The organism is Nocardioides sp. (assembly GCF_014360585.1).
Taxonomy (GTDB): domain Bacteria; phylum Actinomycetota; class Actinomycetes; order Propionibacteriales; family Nocardioidaceae; genus Nocardioides.
In genome coordinates, this window is the sequence record NZ_JACIXG010000008.1 from 18147 (window position 1) to 42476 (window position 24330).

25 protein-coding genes and 1 other RNA gene are annotated in these 24330 nt (G+C 68.5%); 10 read left to right on the plus strand and 16 right to left on the minus strand.

The window, feature by feature from the left end:
• Positions 1-2: 2 nt before the first annotated feature.
• The 4 genes from H5T77_RS04565 to galE all read right to left on the minus strand — a co-directional run bounded on the left by H5T77_RS04565 (position 3) and on the right by galE (position 5086).
• Positions 3-2027, minus strand: a complete 2025-nt coding sequence (locus H5T77_RS04565) for an NAD(+) synthase (protein ID WP_292645641.1) — start codon at positions 2025-2027, stop codon at positions 3-5.
• A gap of 61 nt (positions 2028-2088) precedes the next feature.
• On the minus strand, positions 2089-3156 hold the full coding sequence (locus H5T77_RS04570) for a 3-keto-disaccharide hydrolase (RefSeq protein ID WP_292645643.1): 1068 nt from the start codon (positions 3154-3156) through the stop codon (positions 2089-2091).
• A 149-nt stretch (positions 3157-3305) separates the two neighbouring features.
• On the minus strand, positions 3306-3905 hold the full coding sequence (locus H5T77_RS04575) for a GNAT family N-acetyltransferase (RefSeq protein WP_292645644.1): 600 nt from the start codon (positions 3903-3905) through the stop codon (positions 3306-3308).
• Between the two features lie 179 nt (positions 3906-4084).
• Complete coding sequence (galE, locus tag H5T77_RS04580; protein WP_292645646.1) at positions 4085-5086, minus strand: UDP-glucose 4-epimerase GalE; 1002 nt, start codon at positions 5084-5086, stop codon at positions 4085-4087.
• An 82-nt stretch (positions 5087-5168) separates the two neighbouring features.
• Here galE and H5T77_RS04585 point away from each other — a divergent pair, with 82 nt between their 5' ends.
• Together H5T77_RS04585 and panB are read left to right on the plus strand one after the other, a co-directional pair.
• Complete coding sequence (locus H5T77_RS04585; protein ID WP_292645649.1) at positions 5169-5705, plus strand: GNAT family N-acetyltransferase; 537 nt, start codon at positions 5169-5171, stop codon at positions 5703-5705.
• 117 nt (positions 5706-5822) lie between these two features.
• A complete protein-coding gene (gene panB, locus H5T77_RS04590; protein ID WP_292645651.1) occupies positions 5823-6695 on the plus strand; it encodes a 3-methyl-2-oxobutanoate hydroxymethyltransferase in 873 nt (290 codons plus the stop codon).
• A 19-nt stretch (positions 6696-6714) separates the two neighbouring features.
• Here the strand turns inward: panB and H5T77_RS04595 are convergent, their stop codons facing one another.
• A complete protein-coding gene (locus H5T77_RS04595; RefSeq protein ID WP_292645654.1) occupies positions 6715-7650 on the minus strand; it encodes a hypothetical protein in 936 nt (311 codons plus the stop codon).
• Positions 7651-7790: 140 nt separating this feature from the next.
• Positions 7791-8441 carry an ion channel gene (locus H5T77_RS04600; RefSeq protein WP_292645656.1) on the minus strand — a complete coding sequence of 217 codons (651 nt, stop codon included), beginning with the start codon at positions 8439-8441 and terminating at the stop codon, positions 7791-7793.
• A 56-nt stretch (positions 8442-8497) separates the two neighbouring features.
• Here H5T77_RS04600 and H5T77_RS04605 point away from each other — a divergent pair, with 56 nt between their 5' ends.
• Positions 8498-9715 (plus strand): PQQ-dependent sugar dehydrogenase, encoded by a 1218-nt coding sequence (locus H5T77_RS04605; protein WP_292645658.1) that lies wholly within the window; start codon positions 8498-8500, stop codon positions 9713-9715.
• A gap of 17 nt (positions 9716-9732) precedes the next feature.
• Here H5T77_RS04605 and H5T77_RS04610 read toward each other — a convergent pair whose 3' ends face one another.
• The 3 genes from H5T77_RS04610 to H5T77_RS04620 all read right to left on the minus strand — a co-directional run bounded on the left by H5T77_RS04610 (position 9733) and on the right by H5T77_RS04620 (position 10798).
• The gene (locus H5T77_RS04610) at positions 9733-9942 is read right to left on the minus strand and encodes a hypothetical protein (protein WP_292645660.1); all 210 of its coding nucleotides are present in this window, start codon (positions 9940-9942) and stop codon (positions 9733-9735) included.
• Between the two features lie 67 nt (positions 9943-10009).
• Positions 10010-10321, minus strand: a complete 312-nt coding sequence (locus H5T77_RS04615; RefSeq protein WP_292645663.1) for a 4a-hydroxytetrahydrobiopterin dehydratase — start codon at positions 10319-10321, stop codon at positions 10010-10012.
• Between the two features lie 54 nt (positions 10322-10375).
• Positions 10376-10798, minus strand: a complete 423-nt coding sequence (locus H5T77_RS04620; protein WP_292645665.1) for a tetratricopeptide repeat protein — start codon at positions 10796-10798, stop codon at positions 10376-10378.
• 87 nt (positions 10799-10885) lie between these two features.
• Between H5T77_RS04620 and H5T77_RS04625 the strand changes: the two genes are divergently transcribed.
• Positions 10886-11077, plus strand: a complete 192-nt coding sequence (locus H5T77_RS04625) for a DUF1918 domain-containing protein (protein WP_292645668.1) — start codon at positions 10886-10888, stop codon at positions 11075-11077.
• Positions 11078-11092: 15 nt separating this feature from the next.
• An RNA gene (rnpB, locus tag H5T77_RS04630) (RNase P RNA component class A) lies at positions 11093-11458 on the plus strand.
• A gap of 32 nt (positions 11459-11490) precedes the next feature.
• Here rnpB and H5T77_RS04635 read toward each other — a convergent pair.
• Positions 11491-12021 (minus strand): thioredoxin domain-containing protein, encoded by a 531-nt coding sequence (locus H5T77_RS04635; protein WP_292645671.1) that lies wholly within the window; start codon positions 12019-12021, stop codon positions 11491-11493.
• 328 nt (positions 12022-12349) lie between these two features.
• On the opposite strand from H5T77_RS04635, the gene H5T77_RS04640 reads away from it, so the two are divergent.
• Positions 12350-13009 (plus strand): Crp/Fnr family transcriptional regulator, encoded by a 660-nt coding sequence (locus H5T77_RS04640; protein ID WP_292645674.1) that lies wholly within the window; start codon positions 12350-12352, stop codon positions 13007-13009.
• Between the two features lie 98 nt (positions 13010-13107).
• Here the strand turns inward: H5T77_RS04640 and H5T77_RS04645 are convergent, their stop codons facing one another.
• Positions 13108-14682, minus strand: coding sequence for a peptide chain release factor 3 (locus tag H5T77_RS04645; RefSeq protein WP_292645677.1), 1575 nt, complete (start codon positions 14680-14682; stop codon positions 13108-13110).
• A 115-nt stretch (positions 14683-14797) separates the two neighbouring features.
• Between H5T77_RS04645 and H5T77_RS04650 the strand changes: the two genes are divergently transcribed.
• The gene (locus tag H5T77_RS04650) at positions 14798-16033 is read left to right on the plus strand and encodes an MFS transporter (RefSeq protein ID WP_292645680.1); all 1236 of its coding nucleotides are present in this window, start codon (positions 14798-14800) and stop codon (positions 16031-16033) included.
• 253 nt (positions 16034-16286) lie between these two features.
• Positions 16287-17825, plus strand: coding sequence for a SulP family inorganic anion transporter (locus H5T77_RS04655; protein ID WP_292645683.1), 1539 nt, complete (start codon positions 16287-16289; stop codon positions 17823-17825).
• A gap of 40 nt (positions 17826-17865) precedes the next feature.
• Here the strand turns inward: H5T77_RS04655 and H5T77_RS04660 are convergent, their stop codons facing one another.
• The 5 genes from H5T77_RS04660 to H5T77_RS04680 all read right to left on the minus strand — a co-directional run bounded on the left by H5T77_RS04660 (position 17866) and on the right by H5T77_RS04680 (position 22763).
• A complete protein-coding gene (locus H5T77_RS04660; RefSeq protein ID WP_292645685.1) occupies positions 17866-18735 on the minus strand; it encodes a universal stress protein in 870 nt (289 codons plus the stop codon).
• Between the two features lie 53 nt (positions 18736-18788).
• A complete protein-coding gene (locus H5T77_RS04665; protein WP_292645686.1) occupies positions 18789-19205 on the minus strand; it encodes a pyridoxamine 5'-phosphate oxidase family protein in 417 nt (138 codons plus the stop codon).
• 23 nt (positions 19206-19228) lie between these two features.
• Complete coding sequence (locus H5T77_RS04670; RefSeq protein WP_292645689.1) at positions 19229-20179, minus strand: universal stress protein; 951 nt, start codon at positions 20177-20179, stop codon at positions 19229-19231.
• Positions 20180-20300: 121 nt separating this feature from the next.
• The gene (locus H5T77_RS04675; protein ID WP_292645692.1) at positions 20301-21968 is read right to left on the minus strand and encodes a sensor histidine kinase; all 1668 of its coding nucleotides are present in this window, start codon (positions 21966-21968) and stop codon (positions 20301-20303) included.
• 126 nt (positions 21969-22094) lie between these two features.
• The gene (locus H5T77_RS04680) at positions 22095-22763 is read right to left on the minus strand and encodes a response regulator (RefSeq protein ID WP_292645694.1); all 669 of its coding nucleotides are present in this window, start codon (positions 22761-22763) and stop codon (positions 22095-22097) included.
• Between the two features lie 277 nt (positions 22764-23040).
• Between H5T77_RS04680 and H5T77_RS04685 the strand changes: the two genes are divergently transcribed.
• Together H5T77_RS04685 and H5T77_RS04690 are read left to right on the plus strand one after the other, a co-directional pair.
• Positions 23041-23556: a flavodoxin family protein gene (locus H5T77_RS04685; protein ID WP_292645696.1), complete on the plus strand. Its 516-nt coding sequence runs from the start codon at positions 23041-23043 to the stop codon at positions 23554-23556.
• A gap of 63 nt (positions 23557-23619) precedes the next feature.
• Positions 23620-24252, plus strand: a complete 633-nt coding sequence (locus tag H5T77_RS04690; protein WP_292645698.1) for a CBS domain-containing protein — start codon at positions 23620-23622, stop codon at positions 24250-24252.
• Positions 24253-24330: the final 78 nt, after the last annotated feature.

The window sequence follows — 24330 nt, forward strand, 5'->3', positions numbered from 1 at the left end:
AACTACTCCACGGGGACCCGGGCCTCGATCTCGGCGAGCCAGGCCGCCGGCGAGGCGTCGGAGGGCATCCGCCAGTCACCGCGGGGCGACATGGTGCCGCCATTGGAGACCTTGGGACCGTTCGGCAGCGCCGAACGCTTGAACTGGTTGGCGAAGAAGCGCTTCACGAAGACCTCGAGCCAGGTCCGGATCTCCTTCATCTCGTACGCCGTCCGCTTCTCCTCCGGGAACCCCGGCGGCCACTCGCCGGCCTCGATGTCGTGCCAGGCGTTCCAGGCCAGGTAGGCGATCTTCGAGGGCGTGAAGCCGTTGCGGACGGTGTGGAAGAGGGTGAAGTCCTGCAGGGCGTACGGGCCGATCTTCTGCTCGGTCGACTGCATCTCCTCCCCCGGCACGAGCTCGGGCGAGATCTCCTGGTCGAGGATCTCCTGGAGGACCTGGTCGGCGGCGCCGTCGAACTGCTCGGTCGTGATGACCCAGCGGATCAGGTGCTGGATCAGGGTCTTCGGCACGCCGGCGTTGACGCCGTAGTGCGACATCTGGTCGCCGACCCCGTACGTCGCCCAGCCGAGCGCGAGCTCGGAGAGGTCGCCGGTGCCGAGCACGATGCCGCCGCGCTGGTTGGCGATGCGGAAGAGGAAGTCCGTACGCAGCCCCGCCTGCACGTTCTCGAACGTCACGTCGTAGACCGGCTCGCCGTCGCCGGCCGGGTGGCCGATCTCCTTGAGCATCTGGGTCGCCGTCGGCCGGATGTCGAGCGTCTCGTAGGTCGTGCCGAGGGCCTCCATCAGCTTGATCGCGTTGGACTTGGTGTCGTCCGAGGTCGCGAAGCCGGGCATGGTGAACGCCAGGATGTCGCTCGCCGGACGCCTGAGCCGCTCCATCGCCTTGGCCGCCACGATCAGCGCATGGGTGGAGTCGAGCCCACCCGAGACGCCGATGACGATCTTGGTGTCCGGACCGATCGACTGGAGCCGCTTCTCGAGCCCCGAGACCTGGATGTTGTACGCCTCGTAGCACTCCAGCGCGAGCTTGTCGGGGTCGTCGGGGACGAACGGGAACCGGTCGACCTTGCGTCGCAGCCCACCACCGGTGAGCGGCGGGCTGAGCTCGAACTCGATCTCGGAGTGGTAGGCCCCCTCTGCCCGGCGGTTGTCGTCGAAGGTGCCCTGCCGGATCCGCTCGGCACGGATCCGCTCCAGGTCGACGTCGACCACCGTTCGCCGCGGACCGTCCGGGAACCGCTCGGTCTCCCCCAGGAGCTCGCCGAGCTCGTACGCCATCGTCTGCCCGTCCCAGGAGAGGTCGGTCGTCGACTCGCCCGGCCCGGCGGCGGTGTAGACGTACGCCGCGCTGCACCGGGCGGAGGCCGACTGGACCAGGAGACGGCGGGCATCGGAGCGCCCGACGGTGACCGGGCTCGCGGAGAGGTTGAGCAGCACGGTCGCACCGGCCAGGGCGGCCTTGGCGCTCGGCGGCACCGGGACCCACATGTCCTCGCAGATCTCGACGTGGAAGACGAGATCCTTGACGTCGGTGCACCGGAAGAGCAGCTCGTTGCTGAGCGGCACCTCCTCGCCGCCGAGCATGATGGTGCCGTCGGCGCCGTGGCCGGCTCCGTACCAGCGCTTCTCGTAGAACTCTCGGTAGTTCGGGAGGTGGGTCTTGGGCACCACCCCCAGCACCTCGCCGCCGTGGATCACGACAGCGGTGTTGAGCACCCGGTCGCCGTGGCGCAGCGGGGCGCCGACGACGATCACCGACAGCAGCTCCTCGGAGGCCACCACGATCGCGCTGATCGCGGCGCGTACGGCATCGAGGAGGGTCCGTTGCAGGACGAGGTCGTCGATCGAGTAGCCCGAGAGGCACAGCTCCGGGAAGACCGCGACCGCGACCCCCTCGTCGGAGCACTCGCGCGCCTGCGCGATCACCTCGCGCGCGTTGGCCGCCGGGTCGGCGACGGAGATCGGGATGGTGCACGCCGCGACCCGTGCGAATCCATGGGAGTAGGCGGAGTAGAAGTCCACACCCCGAGTCTAGGGTCTGGTCAGCCAACCACCCGACGCCCGCCGCCGACGGCGGACCACCTCAGGACAGCTCGCGGATGCGGACGTTGCGGTAGGACACCACGTCCGGAGTGCTGCCGTGCGCCTGGATCCCGACATGACCGGTCAGTCCCCGGCTGCTGGAGTCGGGGTCGTTCGGACGACCGGGGAACGGCAGACCGGGCAGGTTCTCGAACTCGTTGATCACGACACCGTTGCGGATCACCGTGTAGTTCTGCCCGACGACGCGGATCTCGAGGTCGTTCCAGGTGCCCTTCGGGGTCGGACGCGCCTGGGCCAGGTCGAGGTCGGCGAAGCCGTAGATCGACCCGGTCTTGCGGGGGTCGTTGCTGCCACCCTCCGGCGAGTCGTTGACCTGGATCTCGTGGCCACAGTTGACCGCGATCCAGGAGAGGTTGCCGGTCTCGCCGCCGTTGAACGTGGTCGGGCAGCCCTCGACCGGGCCCCACAGCTCGGGGAAGCGCACCTGGACGCCGCTGTTCCCGCGGGTCGTACCGGGTGCGTCGTCGCGGAACTGCAGTCGCAGGGAGAAGTCGCCGTACTCCTTCTCCGGATACCACAGGGTCCCGAACCCACCGCCGGCTCCGGCACGGCTGCGGATGGTGCCGTCCGACACCAGGTCGAACCCGCCGTCGCCGGCATAGGCCCAGTCGTCGAAGGAGTCGGCCGAGCCGTCGAAGAGCGAGTCGTACCCCTCGACCTTCCCGACCTGCGAGCGGGCGGCGGCGGACTGCAGCTGGCTCGCCTCCGTCCGCGTGACCTCGCCGGTGGCGACGAGCTCGGCGGTGACGCTGCGTACGTGGGCCACGAAGGCCCCGTGAGTCGGCCAGGTCCGCTCGTCGTCGATGACGTCGTTGATGGTGCAGCCGGAGCTCAGGGCGCTGTTGGCGACGCCGCTGTCGAGGTCGAGGAAGACCACGCTCGAGCGGGTATCGGGCGCCGCACAGGTCATGGTCGTCGCGGACGCTTCGGCAGGGGTCGCGGAGGCGGCTCCGATCGGGCTACCCAGGCACAGGGCGGTGATCCCGAGGACGGCTGACCCGACGGCGAGCCGGGTCCGCGGGCGGCGTGAGGGGAGAGAGTGAGACATCGAGACTCCGTACGTCGGGACGCCGAAGGGATTGTGATGGGCGTCACGCCGGATGCTAGTGCCGCCCGCCGTCGACTTTCAACCGTTCCCGAACGACTTTCGCCGACAATCTTCGAAAGTGCCCCGAGCTGCCCAGCCGGACGGCGCGTTCAACCGCTGAGATGCTCCGAACGCAGCCGGGACATGACGATGGCGTCGACGTAGCCGTCGTCGTAGCGCAGCGCCTCGCGCTGGACACCCTCGACGCTGAACCCGGCCTTCTCGTAGGTCCGCTGCGCCCGGGGGTTGAACGCGTAGACGCAGAGCTCGATCCGGTTCAGCACCGTGGTGCGGAAGCAGTGGTCGACGATCAGCTGCGTGGCCTCGGTGCCGAGGCCACGGTTGCGGCCGTCGGGTCCGATGAGGATGCGGAAGTTCGCCGAGCGGTTGCTGGTGTCGACCTCGTTGATGACCGCCTCACCGACGAGCTTTCCGGTGCCCTGGTCGACGATGGCGAGGTCGAGCCGATCCGTCTGGTCGTTGCGGGTCGCGTACCACTCCCGCAGCTGCTCGTCCGGAACCGCGCTCGCGGCGTCGGACTCCTCAGCCTCCGCGTCGCCGTTGACCGAACCGGTCAGCCTCAGCACCTCGGGGTCGGCGAGGATCCGCGCCATCGTGTCGATGTCACCGTCAGCGAACGGCCGGAGGACGACCGCACTTCCGACGAGCGTGGGCTTCTCGGCGAACCAACCTGCATCTGTGTCACTCACGGCGCTGATCATCCACGGTCACTGCTCCCGGTCGCATCCGGGATTTCCCGAGACGGCGATCAAGCGGCCACGAGCGGAGCTCGATCTGCTGCGACACGCCCAGGAGATCGGCGTGTCTCAGCAGATCTCGGGACCTTGTGGCCGCTCTGCTCACGCCGAGGTTGGTGGCGAGCAGCAGGTCAGTAGCCAAGGACTTTCTTACGCTTCTCGGCCCACGCCAGCGACGAGGCAATTGCCTCGTCGAGGGTGGACTCCGCCTTCCAGCCGAGGAGTTCGAGCGCCTTGTCAGCGTTCGCGAAGGCGCCGACGGCGTCGCCGGGGCGCGGCGGGGCCTCGGTGGTGGGGATCGAACGGCCGACGACCCGCTCGACGGCGGCGATCATCTCCCGGACGGTGACTCCGTCGCCGGCACCGATGTTGATGTAGGTGCTGGTCTCGCCGGTCGTCTCCAGGACCGAGTCGAACTCTTCGACCGCGCATACGTGGGCCTTGGCCAAGTCCCAGGCGTGCAGGTAGTCGCGCACACCCGTGCCGTCGCGGGTGGGGTGGTCGACGCCCGTGATGGTGAACGAGTCGCGCTCTCCGAGCGCGGTCTGGGCGAGGATCGGGACAACGTGGGTGGCGTCGCGCAAGTGGTAGCCGGACGCCAGGTCCGGGTCGGCGCCGATCGGGTTGAAGTAGCGCAGGATGATCGCACGCAGGTCGCTGGCAGCGGCCATGTCCTCCAGCACCTGCTCCATCATCCGCTTGGTTCGAGCGTACGGAGACGTCGGCTCGACCGCGTCGTTCTCGCGTACCTCCAACTCCGGCTTGAGCGCGTAGAGCGAGGCTGTGGAGGAGAAGACCAGACGGGTCTTACCGAGCGCGGTCAGCTCGTCGAAGAGCTCGAGCGACTTGGCGACGTTGTCGCGGTAGTACTCGTAGGGAAGCGCCACCGACTCCGGCACCACGATCCTCGCGGCCATGTGGATCGTCGCGTCGAGATCCGGGTGCTCGTCGAGGATCCGCCTCAACAGCGCACGGTCCGCGATGTCGCCCTCGTAGAAGATCCTTCCGTCGGCGTACTTCCGTGGGCCGACGATCAGTGAGTCCAAGATGACGGGCGTGTGGCCTGCCGTCTCGAGTGCCTTTGCAGTGACCGAGCCGAGGTAGCCGGCGCCGCCGGTGATCAGGATCTTCATGACGCGGGAGGCTACAACCTGTATGTCAATAGCCGACGATAACCAGGAGCGCCGCGGCTGTCGTTCCCTCTAGCGTGGACGTGTGCTGATCCGACATGAACGTCCCGAGGACGTGGCCGCTATCCGAGCGGTCACCGCCGCAGCCTTCACCGAGGTGGAGCACTCGGCGCCGTCGGTCGAGGCCGATGGGACGCCTGGAGAGGCGACGCTGGTGGGGTGGCTGCGTGAGGACGCCGGCTGGGTCCCGGAGCTGTCGATGGTCGCCGAGGCGGACGGTGAGGTGGTCGGCCATGTGGTGTGTACGCGTGGTGAGCTCGCCGGCCGGCCCGCGCTCGGCCTCGGGCCGGTGAGCGTCTCCCCGGCCACGCAGCGGTCCGGGATCGGCTCGGCGCTGATGCACGCGGTCCTCGGCGCCGCCGACGCGCTTGGCGAGCCGGTCGTCGTGCTCCTCGGCTCCCCCGACTACTACGGCCGTTTCGGCTTCGTACCCGCCGCAGAGCTCGGGATCGAGGCGCCCGAGCCCGCGTGGGGCGACTACTTCCAGGCACGGCCGCTGGCGGCGTACGACCCGTCCGTCCGCGGGAGGTTCACCTACGCCGCGCCCTTCGACCGGCTGTGAACGAGCGCGGGCGGCGAACGTGATCACCGCCACAGCGCGGTGAGATCATCTGGATCTAGGCTGGAGACAGTCCGTGGACTCCATCAGGGAGCTGCGAGATGACACCAGAAAGGCTCGATGATGAGCACGAATCCCTCTGCTGAGGAGACCGCGCCCTACGGCACCGGTGCTGCTGCCAGCGCGCCGACCAAGCCCGTACGCAAGGTGCGCACGCATCATCTTCGCGAGATGAAGCAGCGTGGCGACAAGATCACGATGCTGACCTCCTACGACATGTACTCCGCCCAGATCTTCGACGAGGCCGGCGTCGACCTGCTGCTCGTCGGCGACTCGGCCTCCAACAACGTCCTCGGCAACGAGACGTCGCTTCCGGTGACCGTGGACGAGTTGCTCCCCCTGACCCGTGCGGTCTCGCGCAGCGTGAAGCGGGCGATGGTCGTCGGCGACCTGCCGTTCGGCTCCTACCAGGCCTCGCCGGAGCAGGGCTACCTGACCGCGGTGCGGTTCATGAAGGAGGCCGGCGCGCACTGCGTGAAGCTCGAGGGCGGCGCCGAGATGGCCCCGGTGATCAAGAAGCTGGTCGAGGGCGGCATCCCGGTCATCGCCCACATCGGCTTCACCCCGCAGTCCGAGCACGTGCTCGGCGGCTACCGCGTCCAGGGCCGCGGCGACACCTCCGACCGGATCATCGACGACGCCAAGGCCGTCCAGGAGGCGGGCGCGTTCGCGGTCGTGATGGAGATGGTCCCCGGCGACGTCGCCGCGCAGATCACCAAGGAGCTCGACATCCCCACGATCGGGATCGGGGCCGGCCCCGACTGCGACGGTCAGGTGCTGGTCTGGCAGGACGCCTTCGGGATGCGCGGCGGCAAGATGGCGCGGTTCGTGAAGCAGTACGCCGACGTGAAGTCGGTCCTCTCCGAAGGCGCCGAGGCCTACATCTCCGACGTCAAGGGCTCCACCTTCCCCGGCCCCGAGCACACCTTCTGATCCGCTCCGACAAAAGTGGTCAATCTGGGCCGTCAGTTGGCTCGCTGCCAGGCCCAGATTGACCACTTCTCGGATCCTGTTCCCATCGGGAGCCCCGCCATAGGGCGTACCAGGCATCCAGGCGGGCCGGGTCGTAGCGACGGCCGAGCGCCTGGTCGGCCTCCCGCAGGATCATCGCGGCGCGGAAGCGGACGTCCGGCGCGACGTAGCCGTGTCGGATGTAGCCCGCCTCGGCGAGACGGGAGTCGCGGCGGCGGTCGCGCGCGTACTGACCACGGTCCCGATGGACCGCCCCGTCGTACTCCTGAAGGGTTCTGGTCCCGGTGATCAGCAGATCGGCTCGCGCCACGAACCGCCCTACGGCGTCGAGCAGCTCGGCCTGAGGCTCGACCGGCACCTCGCACGCCAGGTGGAGCATGCGCAGCAGCGACTCCCACGGTGACTCCGACCTGCTGTCGGCCAGAGCCAGCGCCGCGCGCAGCCGCGGCCCGCCGCGGCGACCTTTCGCCACGTCCTCCAGGTCGTCGCGGGTGCAGCCCTGCTCGTGGAGCACGCCGTCCACGAGAACGACCAGGTCCAGCGTGCCCAGGCTCCGGGCTGCGGCGAGGACGGTCTCGGTGACCGTCGCGATCCGTACGCCGCCGATACCATGACTGTGCGGAGGCAGAGGGTGTCTGCTGACCTCGACCTGCGGCCTGCGCACCCGCACCCCGCGCGGGACGGAGATCTCGACCGGATGGTCTGGGGCCAACGGCGGCAGCCAGAGGTCGTACGCCGCTGCCGCGGTCAGCCCGGTGAAGACCGTGCCGTCGGGCAACCGCTCCGCCCAGGCCCGCATCCGGGCCCAGACCGGGTCCTCCTCACCGAGATCGCTCGCGAGCCGGACCCCGGCCCCGAGAGTCGTCCAACGGCCGCTCCGCCGTCGTGGCGCCCGTCGCGTCGTCGTCTTCCCCATGCCTCCACCGTGTATCGGAGGCTGCACGCTCGCCATCCCATTTGCGGTCGCCTGTGGATAACCCGCCGCATCAACTGGTCGATCTGGGCCCGATCGCAGGATTCGCTCGGGCCCAAAGTGACCAGTTTGTCCATGAACAGCTAGGCGCGTCGGGCCCTGGCGGCCGCGAGGCCGACCAGGCGGGCGACCACCAGCGCGACGTAGAAGACCCCGGCGACCTGCTCGATCATCACGACCGAGCGGGCGTTGGGGAGCACCGGCACGATGTCGGAGAGCCCCACGGACGTCAGTGTCGTGAACGATAGATAGAGCAGGTCGAACCACTGGCGGTGCTCACCGAACGAGCCCGGCCAGATCACCTGCACCGCGGCGTACAGGTAGGCGAAGGCCCAGGCGACCACGGTGAACGCTGCGCCGGTCGCGAAGAGCTCGTCCCGGGTCACGTCGTCGTCGTGGAAGAGGTAGCGGATCATCGCGTAGGAGACGAACAGGTAGAACGGGACGTGGAAGAAGGCCGAGACCAGCACCACCCAGCCGGTGTCCGTCGCGACCGACTCCCACACCGCGAAGATCATCGCCGGACCACCGAAGATGCAGGCGGCCCAGGAGAAGGCAGGGGTGAGGCGTACGGCCGCGACCGCTGTCAGCAGGAGCAGCAGCTGCAGCACGCCCAGCCCGGCGCGGCCGGCGGTGGAACCGTCGAGGAAGGGATAGGACAGGACCGCCACGACCTGGCCGAGCAGCAGCACTGCGGAGGGGTGGTCGCGCATCGCCCAGAAGACCTTCGTCACAAGCGCACACCTTAGAACGTGGCCGCCGCTGGGCGTCGGCCAGTAGCGTCAGGACCATGCGCGCTGCCATGGCCCTCGCCTCCGTGATCGTTCTCGGGCTCTCGACCGCCGGTTGCGCCGGAGACTCCGATCCGGCCTCCACTCCCCCGCCGCTGAATCCGTCGGGTTCGGCGACCACCTCCCCGAGCGCGACCTCTTCTACACCGGCTGCGGTGCTGCCGACCTCCGACCGGGTCCCCGAGCTCGATGTTCAGGTCGTCAACGACGAGCTCGAACATCCCTGGGACGTCGCCGACATCGGCGCCGACCGGTTCCTGGTCACCGAGCGCGACCGGGCGGTCCTCTCGCTGATCGAGGACGGAGAGCGGCGCGAGATCCCGCTCGAGGACAGCGACATCTGGGTCTCCGGCGAGACCGGCCTGATGGGTCTCGAGATCGACCCCGCCTTCGAGCAGAATCGGCGCATCTACACCTGTCAGGGGTGGAACGACGGCGAGGACGTACGCGTCATCTCCTGGACCCTCGACGCCGGACTGACTCGGGCAGCCGAGGAGCAGACACTCATCGACGGCTTCCCCACCTCGTCAGGAAGGCATGGTGGCTGCCGGCTGCTGATCAGCGCCGACGGGGCGCTGTGGGTCGGCACCGGCGACGCGGCGGACGAGAAGAACCCACGCAACCTCGACTCGCTGGGCGGGAAGACGCTCCGGCTCGATCCGGAGACCGGCGAGCCATGGCCGGGCAACCCGTGGGCGGGCGACGATGGCCCGCGGCGCTACGTCACCTCGTTCGGCCACCGCAACGTGCAGGGTCTGGCAGAGCGGGCGGACGGCACGATCTGGTCGATGGAGCACGGCCCGGACCGCGACGACGAGGTCAACGAGATCGCCCTCGGCGGCGACTACGGCTGGAACCCCGGCGCCGGCTACGACGAGTCGGTGCCGATGACCGACCAGGACCTGCCCGGAGAGCAGGTCGAGGCGGCCTGGGAGTCCGGCAACCCGACCATCGCCACCGGTGGCGGCACCTTCATCCCGGTCCAGGACCGGTGGGGTGCCTTCGGCGGGGCGCTCGCGGTCGCCGTGCTCAAGGACCAGGAGCTGCGGATCCTCGCCTTCGACGAGTCCGGGAAGCTCACCGACGACCAGTCGCCCGAGGTCATGAAGGACCACGGGCGACTGCGTACGGTCTCGTTGACAGCCGACGGAGACCTCCTCGTCACCACCGACAACGGCGGCGGCGAGGATGCTCTGCTCCGCGTAACCCCGCGCTGAGGATCAGCCCGGTCGACTCACTCGGACTCGGTGCCGGCGTCGCCCTCCCAGGCCTTGTCTTCCTTGTCCCAGCGCTCGTTGTTCTCCTGCACCTTGTCGAGCGCCATGGAGGCCTCGGCGTGGGAGGAGTAGGGGCCGAGACGGTCCTTGGCCTTGCAGCCGGCGTACGGCTCGACGGTCTTGTGCTTGAGGCAGTAGTAGTACTCGCCTGCGTGCTCGTCGCTCATGCTGCCAACTTACCGTTCTCGGAGATGCTCGGGTGGGCGACTCCGTCGAGGTGACCGAGGTGAGCGATCAGAGCGTGCTCTCCGCGGAGAGCGCGTTGATCACCTTCGCCATCGCGACGTCGCGGCTGGTGACGCCGCCGGCGTCGTGGCTGGTGAGCCGGATCTCGACGTACGGGTAGCGCAGGTCGATGTCGGGGTGGTGGTTGGCCTCCTCGGCCTTGGCCCCGATCGCGTTGACCAGCGCGAGACCGGTGACGAAGTCGCCGGTCTCCACGCGGGCGACGATGCTGTCGGCCTCGCTGCTCGTCTCGTACGTCCAGCCTTCGAGGTGCTCCTGGGCGACCTGCTCGGCGGTGAGGGTCGTGGTGTCAGGTTCCATGCCCCCACCCTGCCATCGCCGTGGTCGGCGCGTCACGCGGCTCACCGCCCACCCTCATTCCTGGCGCTGCGCCAGCCGGTTGCCTACGCGATAGACGGCTGCGTGATGGTCGTAGTCGTCGCTCATCACGGCGGCCAGGCGCAGCGGTCCGAGCGCATCCTCGAGACGGTCCTGGCGCTCCAGGACCCGACCCAGCGAGTGCTGGCTCCAGGCGTCGCTCGGGTCGCGCTCGACGAGCCAGCGAAGCTCGGCCTCGGCCTTGGCGAGCTGCGCCCGGAGCATGTACGCCCACGCCCGCATGCTCCGTAGCCCGATGTTGTCCGGGTCGTCGGCCAGCGCCGGCTCCAGAACCTCCAGCGCCTCCACCGGGAAGCGCCGCGAGAGCAGGTCGTGGGCCGTCCGGTAGGCAGCCTCGTGCGCGGCCTGACCGGGGAAGACGATCGCCGGGGCTACGTACTCGAACTCGTTCTCTGTCATCACACCCTCCGAACGCGATACCCCCGCGCGGTATTCCATCGGGACCTCCACGGGAGCACCATTGTGACGGTGAGGAGGTGAACGCGCATGCACGCATCAGTTGGCGACCACCTTGTCGTCCTCGGTCAGCACGTCGGAGACCACACGCGAGAGGCCGAGATCATCGAGGTCAGTCACTCCGACGGCAGCCCTCCCTACCTCGTACGCTGGAGCGACAACGACCACGAGTCACTGGTCTTCCCCGGTCCAGATGCCCACATCGAGCCCGCGGACCACTAGACTTTTGATTGCGGACGGGCTGGCCGGGCGATCGCGTCGTCTCCACTGTTCACTCAGTGAGGACATCGAGGAAAGTCCGGGCTCCACAGGACAGGGTGGTGGCTAACGGCCACCCGGGGTGACCCGCGGGACAGTGCCACAGAGAACAGACCGCCGCTACCCACCAGGTAGCGGTAAGGGTGAAACGGTGGGGTAAGAGCCCACCAGTCCTCGTGGTGACACGAGGAGCTAGGTAAACCCCACCCGGAGCAAGACCAGACAGCGTGCGTTTGAGGGCGGTCCGCCCGAGTGCGCGGGTAGGTTGCTAGAGGCCATCGGCAACGATGGTCCGAGATGGATGGTCGCCGACAACAGAACCCGGCTTACAGGCCAGCCCGTTCGCACTCACCGGCTTCACCTCGCCGGCGCACCGGTCACTGCCGGGCCACGGCGTCGAGCACCTTGTCGATCGGCGGATAGTCTCCGATGCGGTTGCCGATGTAGCTCCACTGCAGCTGGCCGTCGCGGTCGAGGATCACGACTCCGGGGCTGCGGACCGTGTCGCGAGTGATCGCCTGCGGCTTGAACCCGTGCCGCAACGAGCGCACATAGGCGGCCGCGCCACGCGGGTCCGCCATCCGCCAGCCCAGCGGCTTGACCGCGTCGACGTGTTCACGGAATCGCTGCTCGGGGTCGAGCAGCAGCGGCATACGTACGCCTCGCTCCTCCTGCAGCCACGTGGCCTGGTAGTCGGCAGAACCGCCGATGGCCAGAGCACCGAGGTTCTCCGTAGCGGTGGCCCGGTCGAGCTCGACCAGCCACTCCTGGCACGGCAGACAGCCGAAGTAGCGGACGAGCTGCACCACCGTCACCTGCGCGGTGAGGTGGTCGCCCAGCGTCGCGGGCTCACCCGCCGGCGTACGCAGCTCCAGGTCCAGTGGCACCGAGGACACGGCTTCGATCACGTCCATACTCCTTCATCTGGGATTCGGGGAGGCTCCGCCCCTCGTACGAGGCGACTCTGCGCCCGTGCGCTCAGCATGGCCCGGCGAAAGGCGGGGCGTCGGTAAGCGCGCTCACAGACAGGCCCCTACGCCGCCGTGAGACTGGCTGTCATCACCACAACAGCGAACCAAGCGAAAGGCTGGCACGATGACTCTCGACCCTGCTTCCTGCCTCAGCTTCACCAGTCCGACAGATCTGGCAGGCGGCGCCAGACCCTGGTCCCCGGGGCGACGAGAGGAAGACGTGGACATCCAGCACGCGGTCGACAGCCCGAATCGGCTCTGGTGCATGACCGAGGTCGACATCTTTCGCGACATCGACGCCGCAGAGATGGACGCCATGGCGCAGGCCGCGCCGAGGAGGGAGTTCAAACGGGGCTCGCTCGTCTACTCACCTCATCAACGGGTCGAGACGCTCTTCATCCTCAAGCAGGGTCGGATCAGGATCTTCAGGGTCTCTCCCGATGGCCGCACGCTCACGACCGCCATCGTGGAGCCAGGCACCATCTTCGGAGAGATGGTCATCGTCGGACAGCAGATGCACGACAGCTTCGCGGAGGCGATGGAAGACGTCGCGGTCTGCGTGATGACGAAGGCCGACGTACAGACCCTCCTTCTCGGCGATCAGCGCATCGCCGCCCGCATCTCCGAGACTCTCGGCCGCCGACTGGGCGCCCTCGAGCAGCGGCTCTCCGACGCGGTCTTCAAGTCCGTTCCACAACGCCTCGCCACGACATTGCTCACCCTTTCCGAGGGCCAACCCGCACCACTCGGCCGAGGGCAGCATGTGAACCTCACCCACGAGCAGTTGGCCGCCCTCGCTGCCACATCCCGCGAGACGACCACCAAAGTCCTCGGCGAGTTCGCCGACCTCGGGCTGATCTCCCTCGGCCGCGGCCGAATCGCTGTGATCGACCGGCAGCGCCTCGAGGCCATCCGCGGCGATTGACGACCACCGAGCGCCGGGAGGCCCAGCGGCCGGGATCCACTACCGTTGGCTGAGCACAGCGATCGTACGGTGTGGCCCAGCGCCGGCGAAGGCGTTGGTCACCTTCCCCCGCCGACCGGGAGGGCTTCGAGCACCACACCCGGCGCCTGACGGCGTACGGAGTCGGCCTTCCACTTGTCGGGGAAGAGAGCGAGGACGGTGCCGTCGGAGCGGGTCATCACCTCGACACCGCTGAACCCGCTGATGGTGCCGGCGTGCTCGGGGGTGGTGTGCAGCGCGAGCGAGTAGGCGAGACTGTCCATCCGGATCGGGGCGTGGAACTCGGTCTCCATCCGGGCAGCGACGACCTCGAACTGCATCGGCCCGACCGCGGCGAGCACCGGCGACTGGTCACCGCGCAGCTCGGAGCGCAGCACCTGGACGACGCCTTCCTGGTCGAGCTGCTCGATCCCGCGCCGGAATCGCTTGTAGCGGCCGGCGTCGATGACGCGAGCACTGACGAAGTGCTCCGGGGCGAAGCTCTCGATCCGCGGGAACTCTGCGGGCGCACCGTTGTAGATGGTGTCGCCGACACGCAGCGCGTTGGCGTTGACCAGCCCGACGATGTCGCCGGGCGAGGCGGTCTCGACCGAGGACCGTTCCTTGCCGAAGACGGTGTGGGCGTACTTCGTGGCGAACGGCTTCCCGGTGGCCGCATGGGTGACCACCATGCCGCGCTCGAAGACACCCGAGCAGACCCGCGCGTAGGCCAGCCGGTCGCGATGGTTGGCATCCATGCCGGCCTGCACCTTGAAGACGTACGCCGAGAAGTCCGCGTCCACCTCGCGCGCCCCACCTGCGGCGAGCGGGGTGGGCCCGGGGGCCGGGGCGAGCTCGAGAAGGGTGTCAAGAAGCTGGGCGACGCCGAAGTTGAGCAGGGCCGAGGCGAACAGCACCGGGGTGGTCTTACCCGCCAGGAAAGTGGACTGGTCGTGGTCGCCGCCGTCAGCGGTGAGCAGCTCGGCCTCCTCGCTGGCCCGCTCCCAGTCCTCACCGGCCGCCGCGAGCGCCGCCTCGGCGGTGAGGTGCTCCTCCGGCGCCCGAGTGGCTCCGCCTGCGGTGCGGGTGTAGCGGACGAATCCGCCCGTACGCCGGTCCAGGACTCCGTGGAAGTCGCCGGGGACACCGACCGGCCAGGTCAGCGGAGTGGGCCTGAGCCCGATCTGCGACTCGATCTCGTCCATCAGCTCCAGAGCGTCGCGCCCCGGCCGGTCCCACTTGTTGATCACGGTGATCACCGGGAGCCCACGGCGAGCGCAGACCCGGAACAGCTTCAGCGTCTGCGGCTCCAGACCCTTGGCGGCGTCGACGAGCATGACCGCGGAGTCGACCGCGGACAGCACTCGATAGGTGTCCTCGGAGAAGTCGGCGTGGCCAGGGGTGTCGACCAAGTTGACCACATGGTCGCGATAGGCGAACTGCAGCGCCGTCGAGCTGATCGAGATGCCACGGGAGCGTTCCATCGCCATCCAGTCCGAGACGGTCCCCTTGCGGCCGGCCTTGCCGTGGACCGCGCCGGCCTCGGCGATCACCTGCGCATGCAGAACCAGGGCCTCGGTCAGGGTCGACTTTCCTGCGTCCGGGTGGCTGATGACGGCAAAGGTACGTCGGGGGCGGCGGTCGAGGTCAGACATCGGTCGCAATTCTACCGTTGCGTGAGGGTATGGTTGGCATCGCGCCGGGCTCGGACCTCCTGGTCGCCGCGGGTCCGGCACAGCCAGCCATCACCCACCTCGGGAAGGTATCTCGGTGCCCCCATCCCGCCTCGCAGCCGAGCCCACCAGCGGCACACGCAACACCCAGGTCCGGATACTCGTCCTCGCCTCGATCGCCTTCGCCGCATCAGCACCGGGGCAGTCGTTCCTGATCTCGGTCTTCGTCGACGAGTTCCTGGCCGGCACCGGGCTCTCGCGAACAGCTTTCTCGATCCTGTACGCCGCCGGCACGATCGTGTCGGCGGTGACGATGACGATCCTGGGGCGGATCATCGATCGCCGCGGACTGCGCACCGCTTGGGCCGCCGTCGGCGTTGCCCTGGCCATCGCATGTCTGATGGCGAGCTTCGCCAGCGGGGCGATCATGGCCTTCGTGGCGCTCGCGCTGCTGCGTACATCGGGCCAAGGAGCGTTCCCTCTGGTCGGGACGCTGTTGGTGGCCGGCGCCTTCGAGCGCACGAGGGGTCGGGCGATGGCGGTTGCGAGCCTGTCCCTGACCACGGCATCGGTCGCTCTGCCGCCGCTGGTCGCCCTGCTCATCGTCTCCACTGACTGGCGCACGGCCTATCGACTGCTCGCGGTCGTCGTCCTACTCATCGTGGTGCCGCTGGCGATGCTGGTTCCGCGTCGCCCGGCGAAGCGTCACCACCAGCAAGGGGACCAGCACGAGGTGGCGGACTATCCGAGCCCCATCCACCCGACGCGATGGCGCTGGCTCGCGATCCCGAGCGCCCCCGCCCGGCGCCTGCTCGGCGTGCTCGTCGCACCGCCGCTGATCGGCACCGCGGTCACCTTCCACGCCACCTCGATCCTTGCCGAGCGCGGCGTCAGCTACCTGCAGGCAGGTGGGGCCGTCGGCCTCCTCGGCGCGAGTGCAGCGGTGGGAGTCGTCATCACGGGGGCGGTGCTCGATCGGCTGAGGACGCCGGTCGCCCTCGCCCTCCTGAGCGGTGCGATCCTGGTCGGGACCCTGGTCCTGCTCGTGCCGGCGGAGCCTGCGGCGTACGTCGCCTTCGCGGCTCTGGGTCTTGGCATCGGCGCGAGCAACGTCGTCAACGGCACGGTCTGGGCCCGTACGTTCGGAACGTCGAGACTGGGGCAGATCCAAGGCATGGCGATGTCAGCGACGATCACCGCTGCTGCGCTGGCACCGCTGGTGCCGGCGATCGCGCTGTCCCTCACCGGTTCGTACGAGCTCGGCCTGGCGACCTTGGCCGTGGTGGCCGCAGTGGCGCTGTTGCTGAGCTTCCGGTCAGGCGTGCGCGAATAGGGGTCATCTGGCCAGGACTGGGCGCCATGGGCCACACGCCCCCTAACCTCACGTAAAGACAGAGTTGGGCGCGTCCCTGAGGCACTCGGCTGCGCGAGTTCCGCCCCTAACCTTACGTCAGGGTAGAGTTCGGATCGGCCCGGTCGCGTTACGCACGCGCCGGGCCGAAACCTGCCGACGTGCTTCCGCTCGACCGCAACGATGCGTGCCATGAGCGATTGTCCACTCTCAGATCCCCGGACGGAGATCCCTCTTGCGTCATCCTGCCCAGCCCACGCCTGCCCACGAGGACAGCGTGGTCGCCGCTCTTCGTTCCCCGCGAATCCTTCGCCGTGAGGTCCTCGCCGGCCTCGTCGTAGCGCTGGCACTGATCCCGGAGGCCATCTCCTTCTCGATCCTGGCGGGCGTGGATCCTCGGGTCGGGCTCTTCGCCTCGTTCACGATGGCGGTCTCGATCGCCTTCCTCGGCGGTCGACCTGCCATGATCACCGGCGCCACCGGTGCGATCGCCCTGGTGATCGGACCGGTCGCCGCGAAGTACGGGCTGGACTACCTGCTCGCCACGGTCATCCTCGGTGGCGTGCTCCAAGTCGTCTTCGGCCTGCTCGGCACGGCACAGCTGATGCGGCTGCTGCCGCGTTCGGTGATGGTCGGCTTCGTCAACGCACTGGCGATCCTGATCTTCATCGCCCAGCTTCCCCAGCTCGGGCTGGACACCCACGGCGGCCTGCACATCGTCGGGGTGCCGTGGATGGTCTTCCCGCTGGTTGCTCTAGGCATCGTCATCCTGGTCTTTCTGCCCAGGCTGACCACCGTCGTCCCAGCACCGCTTGTGGTGATCGTCGTCATCACCGCACTCGTGCTGGCAGGTGGCATCGACGTCCCAAACGTGTCCGGCGAGGGCGAGCTGCCGCGCAGCCTGCCGTCGATGCTCATCCCTGATGTCCCCTTCACTCTCGAGACACTCCAGATCATCGCGCCCTACGCCTTCGCGATGGCGATGGTCGGCCTGCTCGAGTCCCTGATGACAGCCAAGCTCGTCGACGACATCACCGATACCCACTCCAACAAGTCCCGCGAGTCCTGGGGCCAAGGTGCCGCCAATGTCATCACCGGCTTCTTCGGCGGCATGGGTGGCTGCGCGATGATCGGCCAGACCATCATCAACGTGAAGGGCTCTGGCGCCCGCACCAGAATCTCGACATTCCTGGCCGGAGTCTTCCTGCTGATCCTCGTCGTCGGCTTCGGCGACATCGTCGGAAAGATCCCGATGGCTGCCTTGGTGGCCGTGATGATCATCGTCTCGGTGGGCACCTTCGACTGGCACAGCATCTCCCCCGCGAACCTCAAGCGGATGCCGAAGTCCGAGACCCTCGTCATGCTGACCACGGTCGTCTTCGTCGTGGTCACCCACAACCTCGCCATCGGCGTCGTCGCCGGAGTCATCCTGGCCTTCATGCTCTTCGCACGCCGCATCTACCACCTCGTCGGGGTCGATCGCGAGCTGATCGAGGAGGCCGACGGCACCGCCTATGCGCGGTACACAGTGACGGGCGAGCTCTTCTTCGCCTCCAGCAACGACCTGGTCTACCAGTTCAACTACGCCGAGGACCCCGAGCGCGTGGTCATCGACCTGAGCCAGTCCCACGTGTGGGATGCCTCGACGGTGGCTGCCCTCGACGGCATCGAGACCAAGTACAACCGCAAGGACAAGTCGGTCCAGATCGTCGGGCTCAACGAGGCAAGCAGCCACATGCACGAGCGCCTCACCGGGCAGCTGCCTTCGCACTGAGCACGACCTCTGCATCCCTCGGGCAGCCCCGCTTGACCGCCTAGAGACAGACCGCGTCATCTCGTCGAGCAACGGCCGGGACCACCGCGACGACGCTGTGGGCGTGGTCCAGGAGATGGCGCGCCACGCCTCCGCTGGATCCGACGACCACAGCCATGTGCATGGTCTGGGCCTGCTCGGCGAGCTCGCGCGCGAGGCTTCCGGCCGTGATTCGCATGTGCGGGTGCAGGTCCGGATGGCGTTCCCGCAGACCCGCCACGCACTCCGCGACCAGTAGCCGTTCGTCCTCGCGCGACTGCGGGCCGCGACTCTGGGAGCAGTAGAGCACCGTTACCGGCAGGCCTCGCTGGGCGGCATGATCGAAGGCGAACTCCAAAGCGGGGATGGAATCGCTGGTCCCGTCGATGCCTACGAGCACACCACGTCCCACGCCACCGGCTCCCGGACACAGCGCGACGACCGGGCAGCGCGCGTCCTTGACCACCGACCTTCTGACCGACCCGAGGGTCCAGCTGCCGAGCGGCCCTCGGCCGCGCGATCCGAGCACGAGCAGCGACGCGCGGCCGGACGCGTCGACGAGCGCGGTCGCCGCGGATCCGACGCGCTGCTCCGTGGACACCGCCGGACGTCGGCGCCCGGCGAATCCCGGCGCTACGGAGAGCTCGTCGATACGACGCTCGGCGTAACGTCCGGCACTCGAGAGCACGATCGCCCCGTGGGCCTGCTCCGGGCCCGAAGCCCCACCGGCCCGGAACCCGGGCGGCGTGTCCAGGCTCGAGGCGGACACCACGTGGATCAGGCAGACGTCACGCCCGTCGCGATATGCCTGCTCGACAGCCCACGACACGCTCGCGGCCGCGGCCGGCCAGTTCTCGACGCCGACCAGGACTGCGCCTTCGGGGATTCTCATCTCGGCTCCTTGGCTCAGTTCTGGGGTATTTGAAGCACCAGCGACGGCGGCGCTCAGACCGGTACGACGCGCCGGCCGGTGATCTGGGTCGGCGTGAGGCACACGAACAGCGTCCGCGTGCCGTCCGCCCACGACTCCGGCTTCAGGTCGTGCTCCGTCAGCCAGACGCCATCCACGAACTCGGCGGTCCCGCGTGCCAGCACACTCCAGCCCGAGGAGGTGTACGAGTCGAACTCGTCCACCTGATACGACACCTGCCCGCTGCCGACGTGATCCGCGATCGCGGTACGTGGGGCCGTACGGAACACGATCTTCTCGCCCACCATGACGTGGTTGACCGGCAGGACGAGCGGCCCTTCCGGGTCGCCCAGGGCGACTCGTCCGACCTCGCTCCGCCCGAGCAGCTCCACGCATTCGGCGCGGTCCATCTCGGTCAGGTGACCGGGAAACCATCGTGCTGCTAGATACATCGTCTTCTCCCTCGTCACGGTCATCAGACGTCGGCCGGCTGGCTGCCTGCTGCAGCGCGGCCAGCGTCGGCCCCGGCGTCCCCCACGAACGCCGGGGCCACGTTCGGGTCGATCTCGACCGGGCACACGCTCTCCCGAAGGACTGCTCGGGAGGTGCCGCCCAAGTGCTTGAAGCCGAGAAAGTTCCGGCCTCGGCCCAGGATCAACAGCTCGGCCTTCCGGGACGCCTCGACCAGGGCGTACGCAGTCTGGGCCTGTACGGCCTCGACGACGGTCTCGACGTCGGCCACGGCCGGTCCCGAGCTGGCGCGAGCGGTCTCGAGGACGGCGTTGAGCTCCCGCTCCGCCCGCTCGGTCCACAGCCGCTCATCGATCCCAGCGGTGAGGTCCGGGTACGAGCCGAAGGCGTGCCAGGCGTGCAGGACACGCAGCCGCGCTCCACGGGCAGCCGCCACCTCCAGCCCTCGGCGTACGAGGGCGGTCGAGGTGGAGGCGTCCTGGACCCCGACGACGATCTCCCGGGTCACCTCGCCGCTCGGCCAGGCAGCGGGGACGACGACCACGGGCGCGGGCGAGTGGGCCGCCACCGGGCCGATGATGGAGGAGGTGATGATCCGGTCGAGCAGCGTGCGCGGCTGGTCACCCACCACGACCAGTCGCGCCTTGGCGGCATTCTCGACCAGCACCAACGCGGGGCGACCGAGAAGCATGTACGTCGTCACCACGGCGCCGCTGTCAGCGACAGCCTCCTCCGCCTCGTCGAGGATCGACCTGCCGAGCTTGCCCATCCTCGAGTCGGGGTCGGTCGGGGCCGGCGGCCAGGTCGGCAGCGCCGGCGCATACGGGTCGATCGCATAGATCAGGTGCAGCGCGACACCGAGTCGAGCCGCCTCTGCGGCGGCGTAGCGGGCGGCGGCGAGTCCGGCTTCGGTGCCGTCGACTCCTGCCAGGATGACGTCTCTGTTCGTGTTCATGACTCCAGCGTCTGCCCGCAGGGTGGTCGCACGAAAGGGACCGGCGGCCCGACCGAAAGGACCTTGGTCCGTAACCAGGAGGTCCCCCCGCGCGATGGGGCCGACCTCGGCTCCTGAGCACTCAGCTCAGGGGGACCGACCACTCCACCACGGTCCCCCGCGGCTCCGCGGGCTCCACGGTGCACCGTCCACCGTGACCCTCGGCGCGATGACGCATGTTCGCCAGCCCGCTCTCCAACGCGTCAGCGGGGACCCCGACGCCGTCGTCGCGCACGCGGAGCACGAGATCGGAACCTGCCGACAGCGACACCTCGAGCTCGCTCGCATGGGCGTGGCGGACGGTGTTCGAAAGGGCCTCGCCGAGGACAGCGAGGACGTCCTTGGTGACCTCGGGGGTGGCCCGCAGCCGGACCGGGCCGTCGAAGGCGAGCGTCGGCCGGAACTTCAGCGACTCCGCAGCCCGGTTCACCAGGTCGGTGACCTGGGACTGGATGTCGCCGCTGTGCTCCGGCGTGCCCAGCTCGAAGACCGTGCGCCGAATGTCGCGGATCGTGTCGTCGATGTCATCGACGGCCTGGTCGAGGCGGGCATGCAGCTTCGGGTTCTCGGCCAGCTTGAGGACACCTTGAAGACGCAGGCCGATCACGAAGAGCCGCTGGATCACGATGTCGTGCAGATCCCGGCCGATCCGGTCGCGGTCGTCATAGACCGCCAGCCGCTGACGCTCCTCACGGTTCTGCGCGAGCCGGATCGCCAGCGCGACCTGTTCCGCAAACGCGTTGGCGACCGTAAGATCGACGTCTTGTGCCTGATCGGCATTCTCCCGCCGCCACACCAGCGCGAGCACACCGACGGCGTTCATCTCCTCGGACGGATCGGTGCGCCCCAACGGCACGAGCACGCCGGGACCGAGGTCGCTCAGGTCGATCACGGCAGCCGCACTTCCCCCACCGGTCACGGTCGCGATGTCCTCCACCATCATCGGTGCGCCGACACCGATCGCCTGGCCGGCGACCGACTCACGCAGCGGAGCGTGCTTCTGCACATCGATGTCGACAGCGGCACCCGAGACCACCTCCACCCGCAGCCGCTCGGCCGTGGGCCCGGTCACGATCCAGGCGACGTCAGCACCAGCGACCTCACGAGCACGCTCGACCACCAACTGCAACGCGCTCGTACGATCGATGTCGCCCATCAGCGCACTGGTGATCTCAGCACGGGCATCGAGCCACTGGGTGCGGCGCGCTGCCTCCTCGGCCAGCAGGGCATTCTCGATCGCGACGCCGGCAGCCGCGGCCAGGGCGACCACGATGTCCTCGTCCTGGTCGGTGAACTCCTCGCCGTCGATCTTCTCGGTGAGGTAGAGGTTGCCGAACACCTTCTCTCCGATGCGTACGGGCACACCGAGGAAGGAGCCCATCGGCGGATGGTTCGGGGGAAACCCGTACGAAGAGTGGTGCTCGGTGATGTCGCGCAGGCGGAGCGGCTCGGGGTGGTCGATCAGCATGCCGAGCACGCCATGCCCTCTGGGCAGATCACCGATGAGGATCTGCTCCTCTGCGGTCATCCCTTGGGTGATGAACAGACGCAGTCGACGTTCACCCGCGCCAGCCACGACGCCCAGCGCTGCATACCTCGCACCCGCCAGCGCTTTGGCAACGTCAACGATGCGGTTCAGCAGGTCATCGATCGAGAGGCCGGCGCCCATGGTCACGATGGCGTCGAGCAGCAACCGCCACCGCACCTGCTCGTCTCGAGCGTCGGTGACCCTGTCGAGAACTTCGGTCAACAACTCGTCGAGAGGTGCGCTACCCAGCGTGGTCTGAGCCGTTGTCTCGGATCCACGACGCTGCCGCGGGGACGGACGTCCCACCTCGACCCTCCCCGTCGCATGAGTGATACGTCTTCCAACGTATCAACCCTGCAGAGACTTGGTCACCATAATCGCAGCCTGTGTCCTGCTCTCCACGCCCAGCTTGGCCAGCAACGAGGAGACGTAGTTCTTCACCGTCTTCTCCGCGAGGTGCATTTCCTTGCCGATCTGTCGGTTCGTCAGGCCCTCGCCGATGCACTCCAGGATCCGGCGCTCGTGGTTGGTCAGGCGCTCGAAGGCCGAGTTGGTCTTCGGTCCGGTGCGGATCCGCTCGAGGACCTGGGCAGTGACCGCGGGATCCAGCATCGACTTTCCTGCGGCGACCTGACGAACTGTCTCGACGAGGTCGGCGCTGCGTACCTGCTTGAGGATGTAACCGGACGCGCCGGCCATGATCGCGGAGAACAGCGCGTCGTCGTCGTCGAACGAGGTCAGGATGAGCGCGGCGATGCTCGGGTCGACCGAGCGGATGTCGCGACACACGTCGATGCCAGACCCGTCGGGGAGCCGACCGTCAAGAATGGCGACATCGGGCCGCAGCGCCGGGATCCGGCGCCGGGCCTCGTCTGCTAGCCCCGACTCGCCCACCACGACCATGTCGTCCTCGTCCTCGAGGAGGTCCTTGATCCCCCGGCGGATCACCTCGTGGTCATCGAGGAGAAAGACCCGGATGCGTTCGGTTTCACCCTCGGGCGCTGCTGAATCGGTCACCTTTTCAATCTACGGCCAAGAACAGCCGACGCCAATGCACGTCGGGCCCGCAGGCTGAGGACCAAAGTCCCTCGACGCACCCGATCACCTGGTGCCTCAGCCGAGCGCCTCGATGCCCGCGTAGATGACGACCGCCCGCCAGAAGATGCCGACAGCATCGGACCAAGGTCCTCGAACCGGGGACGTGCGCCACTCCACGTGCGCACCGTCTCGGCCGGAGGGTGGTGTCACTGGCTTGACGCGGAGGGCGCGGCGCCAGAGAAAGAATGTGAACCAGATGCGAGCAGCAGTCGTCTACGAGTCGATGTTCGGCAACACCGCCACGATCGCCAACGCGGTCGCCACCGGACTCCGGAGAACCGGCGTTCAGGTCGAGGTGATCCCCATCGAGCTGGCCGGTGCTGACCTACTCCGCGACCACGACCTGGTGGTGATCGGGGCACCGACGCACGCGCTCGGCCTGAGCAGACCCAGCACACGCGCCGACGCCGTGCGCCAGGGCGCCCCGACTGGGGTCGAGGCCCGCGGCGTACGCGAGTGGCTCGAAGACCTGGCGGACGCTAAGTCGGTGCAGATCGCCACCTTCGACACTCGGGCGCGGGCGATGCGTCACCTCCCGGGCTCGGCGGCCAGGCACGTGGCCCACCTGCTGCGCCGCCGTGGCTACGACGTACCTCCGGCGACCAGCTTCTACGTCGCCCACACTGTGGGACCGCTCGCCCACGAAGAGGAGGCGCGGGCCAGCGACTGGGGCGCGATCCTCGGCCACGACATGACGAGTCAGGCGGCCTGAGCGGTCGCGCCGCCCGGACGAGGCTGGCGATATGAAATATGAACACGTGCAAGGGGGACGAACATGCTGGTTCGCGAGATCATGACCCCGTCCCCGGTCACGGCACGGAGAGATGCCCCCGTCAAGGAGGTGCTCGCCCTGCTGCGTGACCACCACATCACGGCGCTTCCCGTCGTGACCTCCGCCGGCCGGGTCTGCGGTGTGGTCGCCGAGATCGACCTCATCCGCAACCGTGTCCCGCCGGACCCTCGCGCGCACATGATCCCGCCCACGCCGACGACCGATCAGCCCGCAGCGTACGTCGAGGACGTGATGACCACAGTGACCGTCGCCGTGAGGGAGCGCACGGAGGTCTCCGTCGCGGTCGGAGTCATGGCCGAGCGGGGACTGAAGAGCCTGCCCGTCCTCGATGACGACGACGTTCTGGTCGGGGTCATCAGCCGGAGCGACGTCGCAGCCGCCCTGGCTCACGACGACAACACGTTGGACCGGGAGCTGACGAAGCTCCTCACAAAGCTCGGTCATCCCGACTGGGTCGTGGTGACCGCCGACGGGACCGTCGTGATCACCGGCCCGGCTACGCCGAAGGACCACGCGCTGGCCGAAACCGCCGCAGCGACGGTCGCGGGGGTGGCCCGGGTGCAGATCAGTACGGATCAGTCGAGCAGAACCGGATCCGCAACGCACGAGGAGTGACCGCGGCTCCCGCACCGAGAAGCACATCGCCGACGGACCTCGGACCAGCTGATCGAATCCTGTCGACGTCGTGACGGC

What these genes read in the sequence shown, in the direction of transcription:
- H5T77_RS04595 (WP_292645654.1), bottom strand. Translation starts at nt 7,650, where the DNA reads ATGGGGAAGACGACGACGCGACGGGCGCCACGACGGCGGAGCGGCCGT.
- H5T77_RS04645 (WP_292645677.1), bottom strand. Translation starts at nt 14,682, where the DNA reads ATGTCTGACCTCGACCGCCGCCCCCGACGTACCTTTGCCGTCATCAGC.
- H5T77_RS04615 (WP_292645663.1), bottom strand. Translation starts at nt 10,321, where the DNA reads ATGGAACCTGACACCACGACCCTCACCGCCGAGCAGGTCGCCCAGGAG.
- panB (WP_292645651.1), top strand. Translation starts at nt 5,823, where the DNA reads ATGATGAGCACGAATCCCTCTGCTGAGGAGACCGCGCCCTACGGCACC.
- H5T77_RS04625 (WP_292645668.1), top strand. Translation starts at nt 10,886, where the DNA reads ATGCACGCATCAGTTGGCGACCACCTTGTCGTCCTCGGTCAGCACGTC.
- H5T77_RS04690 (WP_292645698.1), top strand. Translation starts at nt 23,620, where the DNA reads ATGCTGGTTCGCGAGATCATGACCCCGTCCCCGGTCACGGCACGGAGA.
- H5T77_RS04605 (WP_292645658.1), top strand. Translation starts at nt 8,498, where the DNA reads ATGCGCGCTGCCATGGCCCTCGCCTCCGTGATCGTTCTCGGGCTCTCG.
- H5T77_RS04660 (WP_292645685.1), bottom strand. Translation starts at nt 18,735, where the DNA reads ATGAGAATCCCCGAAGGCGCAGTCCTGGTCGGCGTCGAGAACTGGCCG.
- H5T77_RS04665 (WP_292645686.1), bottom strand. Translation starts at nt 19,205, where the DNA reads ATGTATCTAGCAGCACGATGGTTTCCCGGTCACCTGACCGAGATGGAC.
- H5T77_RS04620 (WP_292645665.1), bottom strand. Translation starts at nt 10,798, where the DNA reads ATGACAGAGAACGAGTTCGAGTACGTAGCCCCGGCGATCGTCTTCCCC.
- H5T77_RS04670 (WP_292645689.1), bottom strand. Translation starts at nt 20,179, where the DNA reads ATGAACACGAACAGAGACGTCATCCTGGCAGGAGTCGACGGCACCGAA.
- galE (WP_292645646.1), bottom strand. Translation starts at nt 5,086, where the DNA reads ATGAAGATCCTGATCACCGGCGGCGCCGGCTACCTCGGCTCGGTCACT.
- H5T77_RS04570 (WP_292645643.1), bottom strand. Translation starts at nt 3,156, where the DNA reads ATGTCTCACTCTCTCCCCTCACGCCGCCCGCGGACCCGGCTCGCCGTC.
- H5T77_RS04610 (WP_292645660.1), bottom strand. Translation starts at nt 9,942, where the DNA reads ATGAGCGACGAGCACGCAGGCGAGTACTACTACTGCCTCAAGCACAAG.
- H5T77_RS04685 (WP_292645696.1), top strand. Translation starts at nt 23,041, where the DNA reads ATGCGAGCAGCAGTCGTCTACGAGTCGATGTTCGGCAACACCGCCACG.
- H5T77_RS04640 (WP_292645674.1), top strand. Translation starts at nt 12,350, where the DNA reads ATGACCGAGGTCGACATCTTTCGCGACATCGACGCCGCAGAGATGGAC.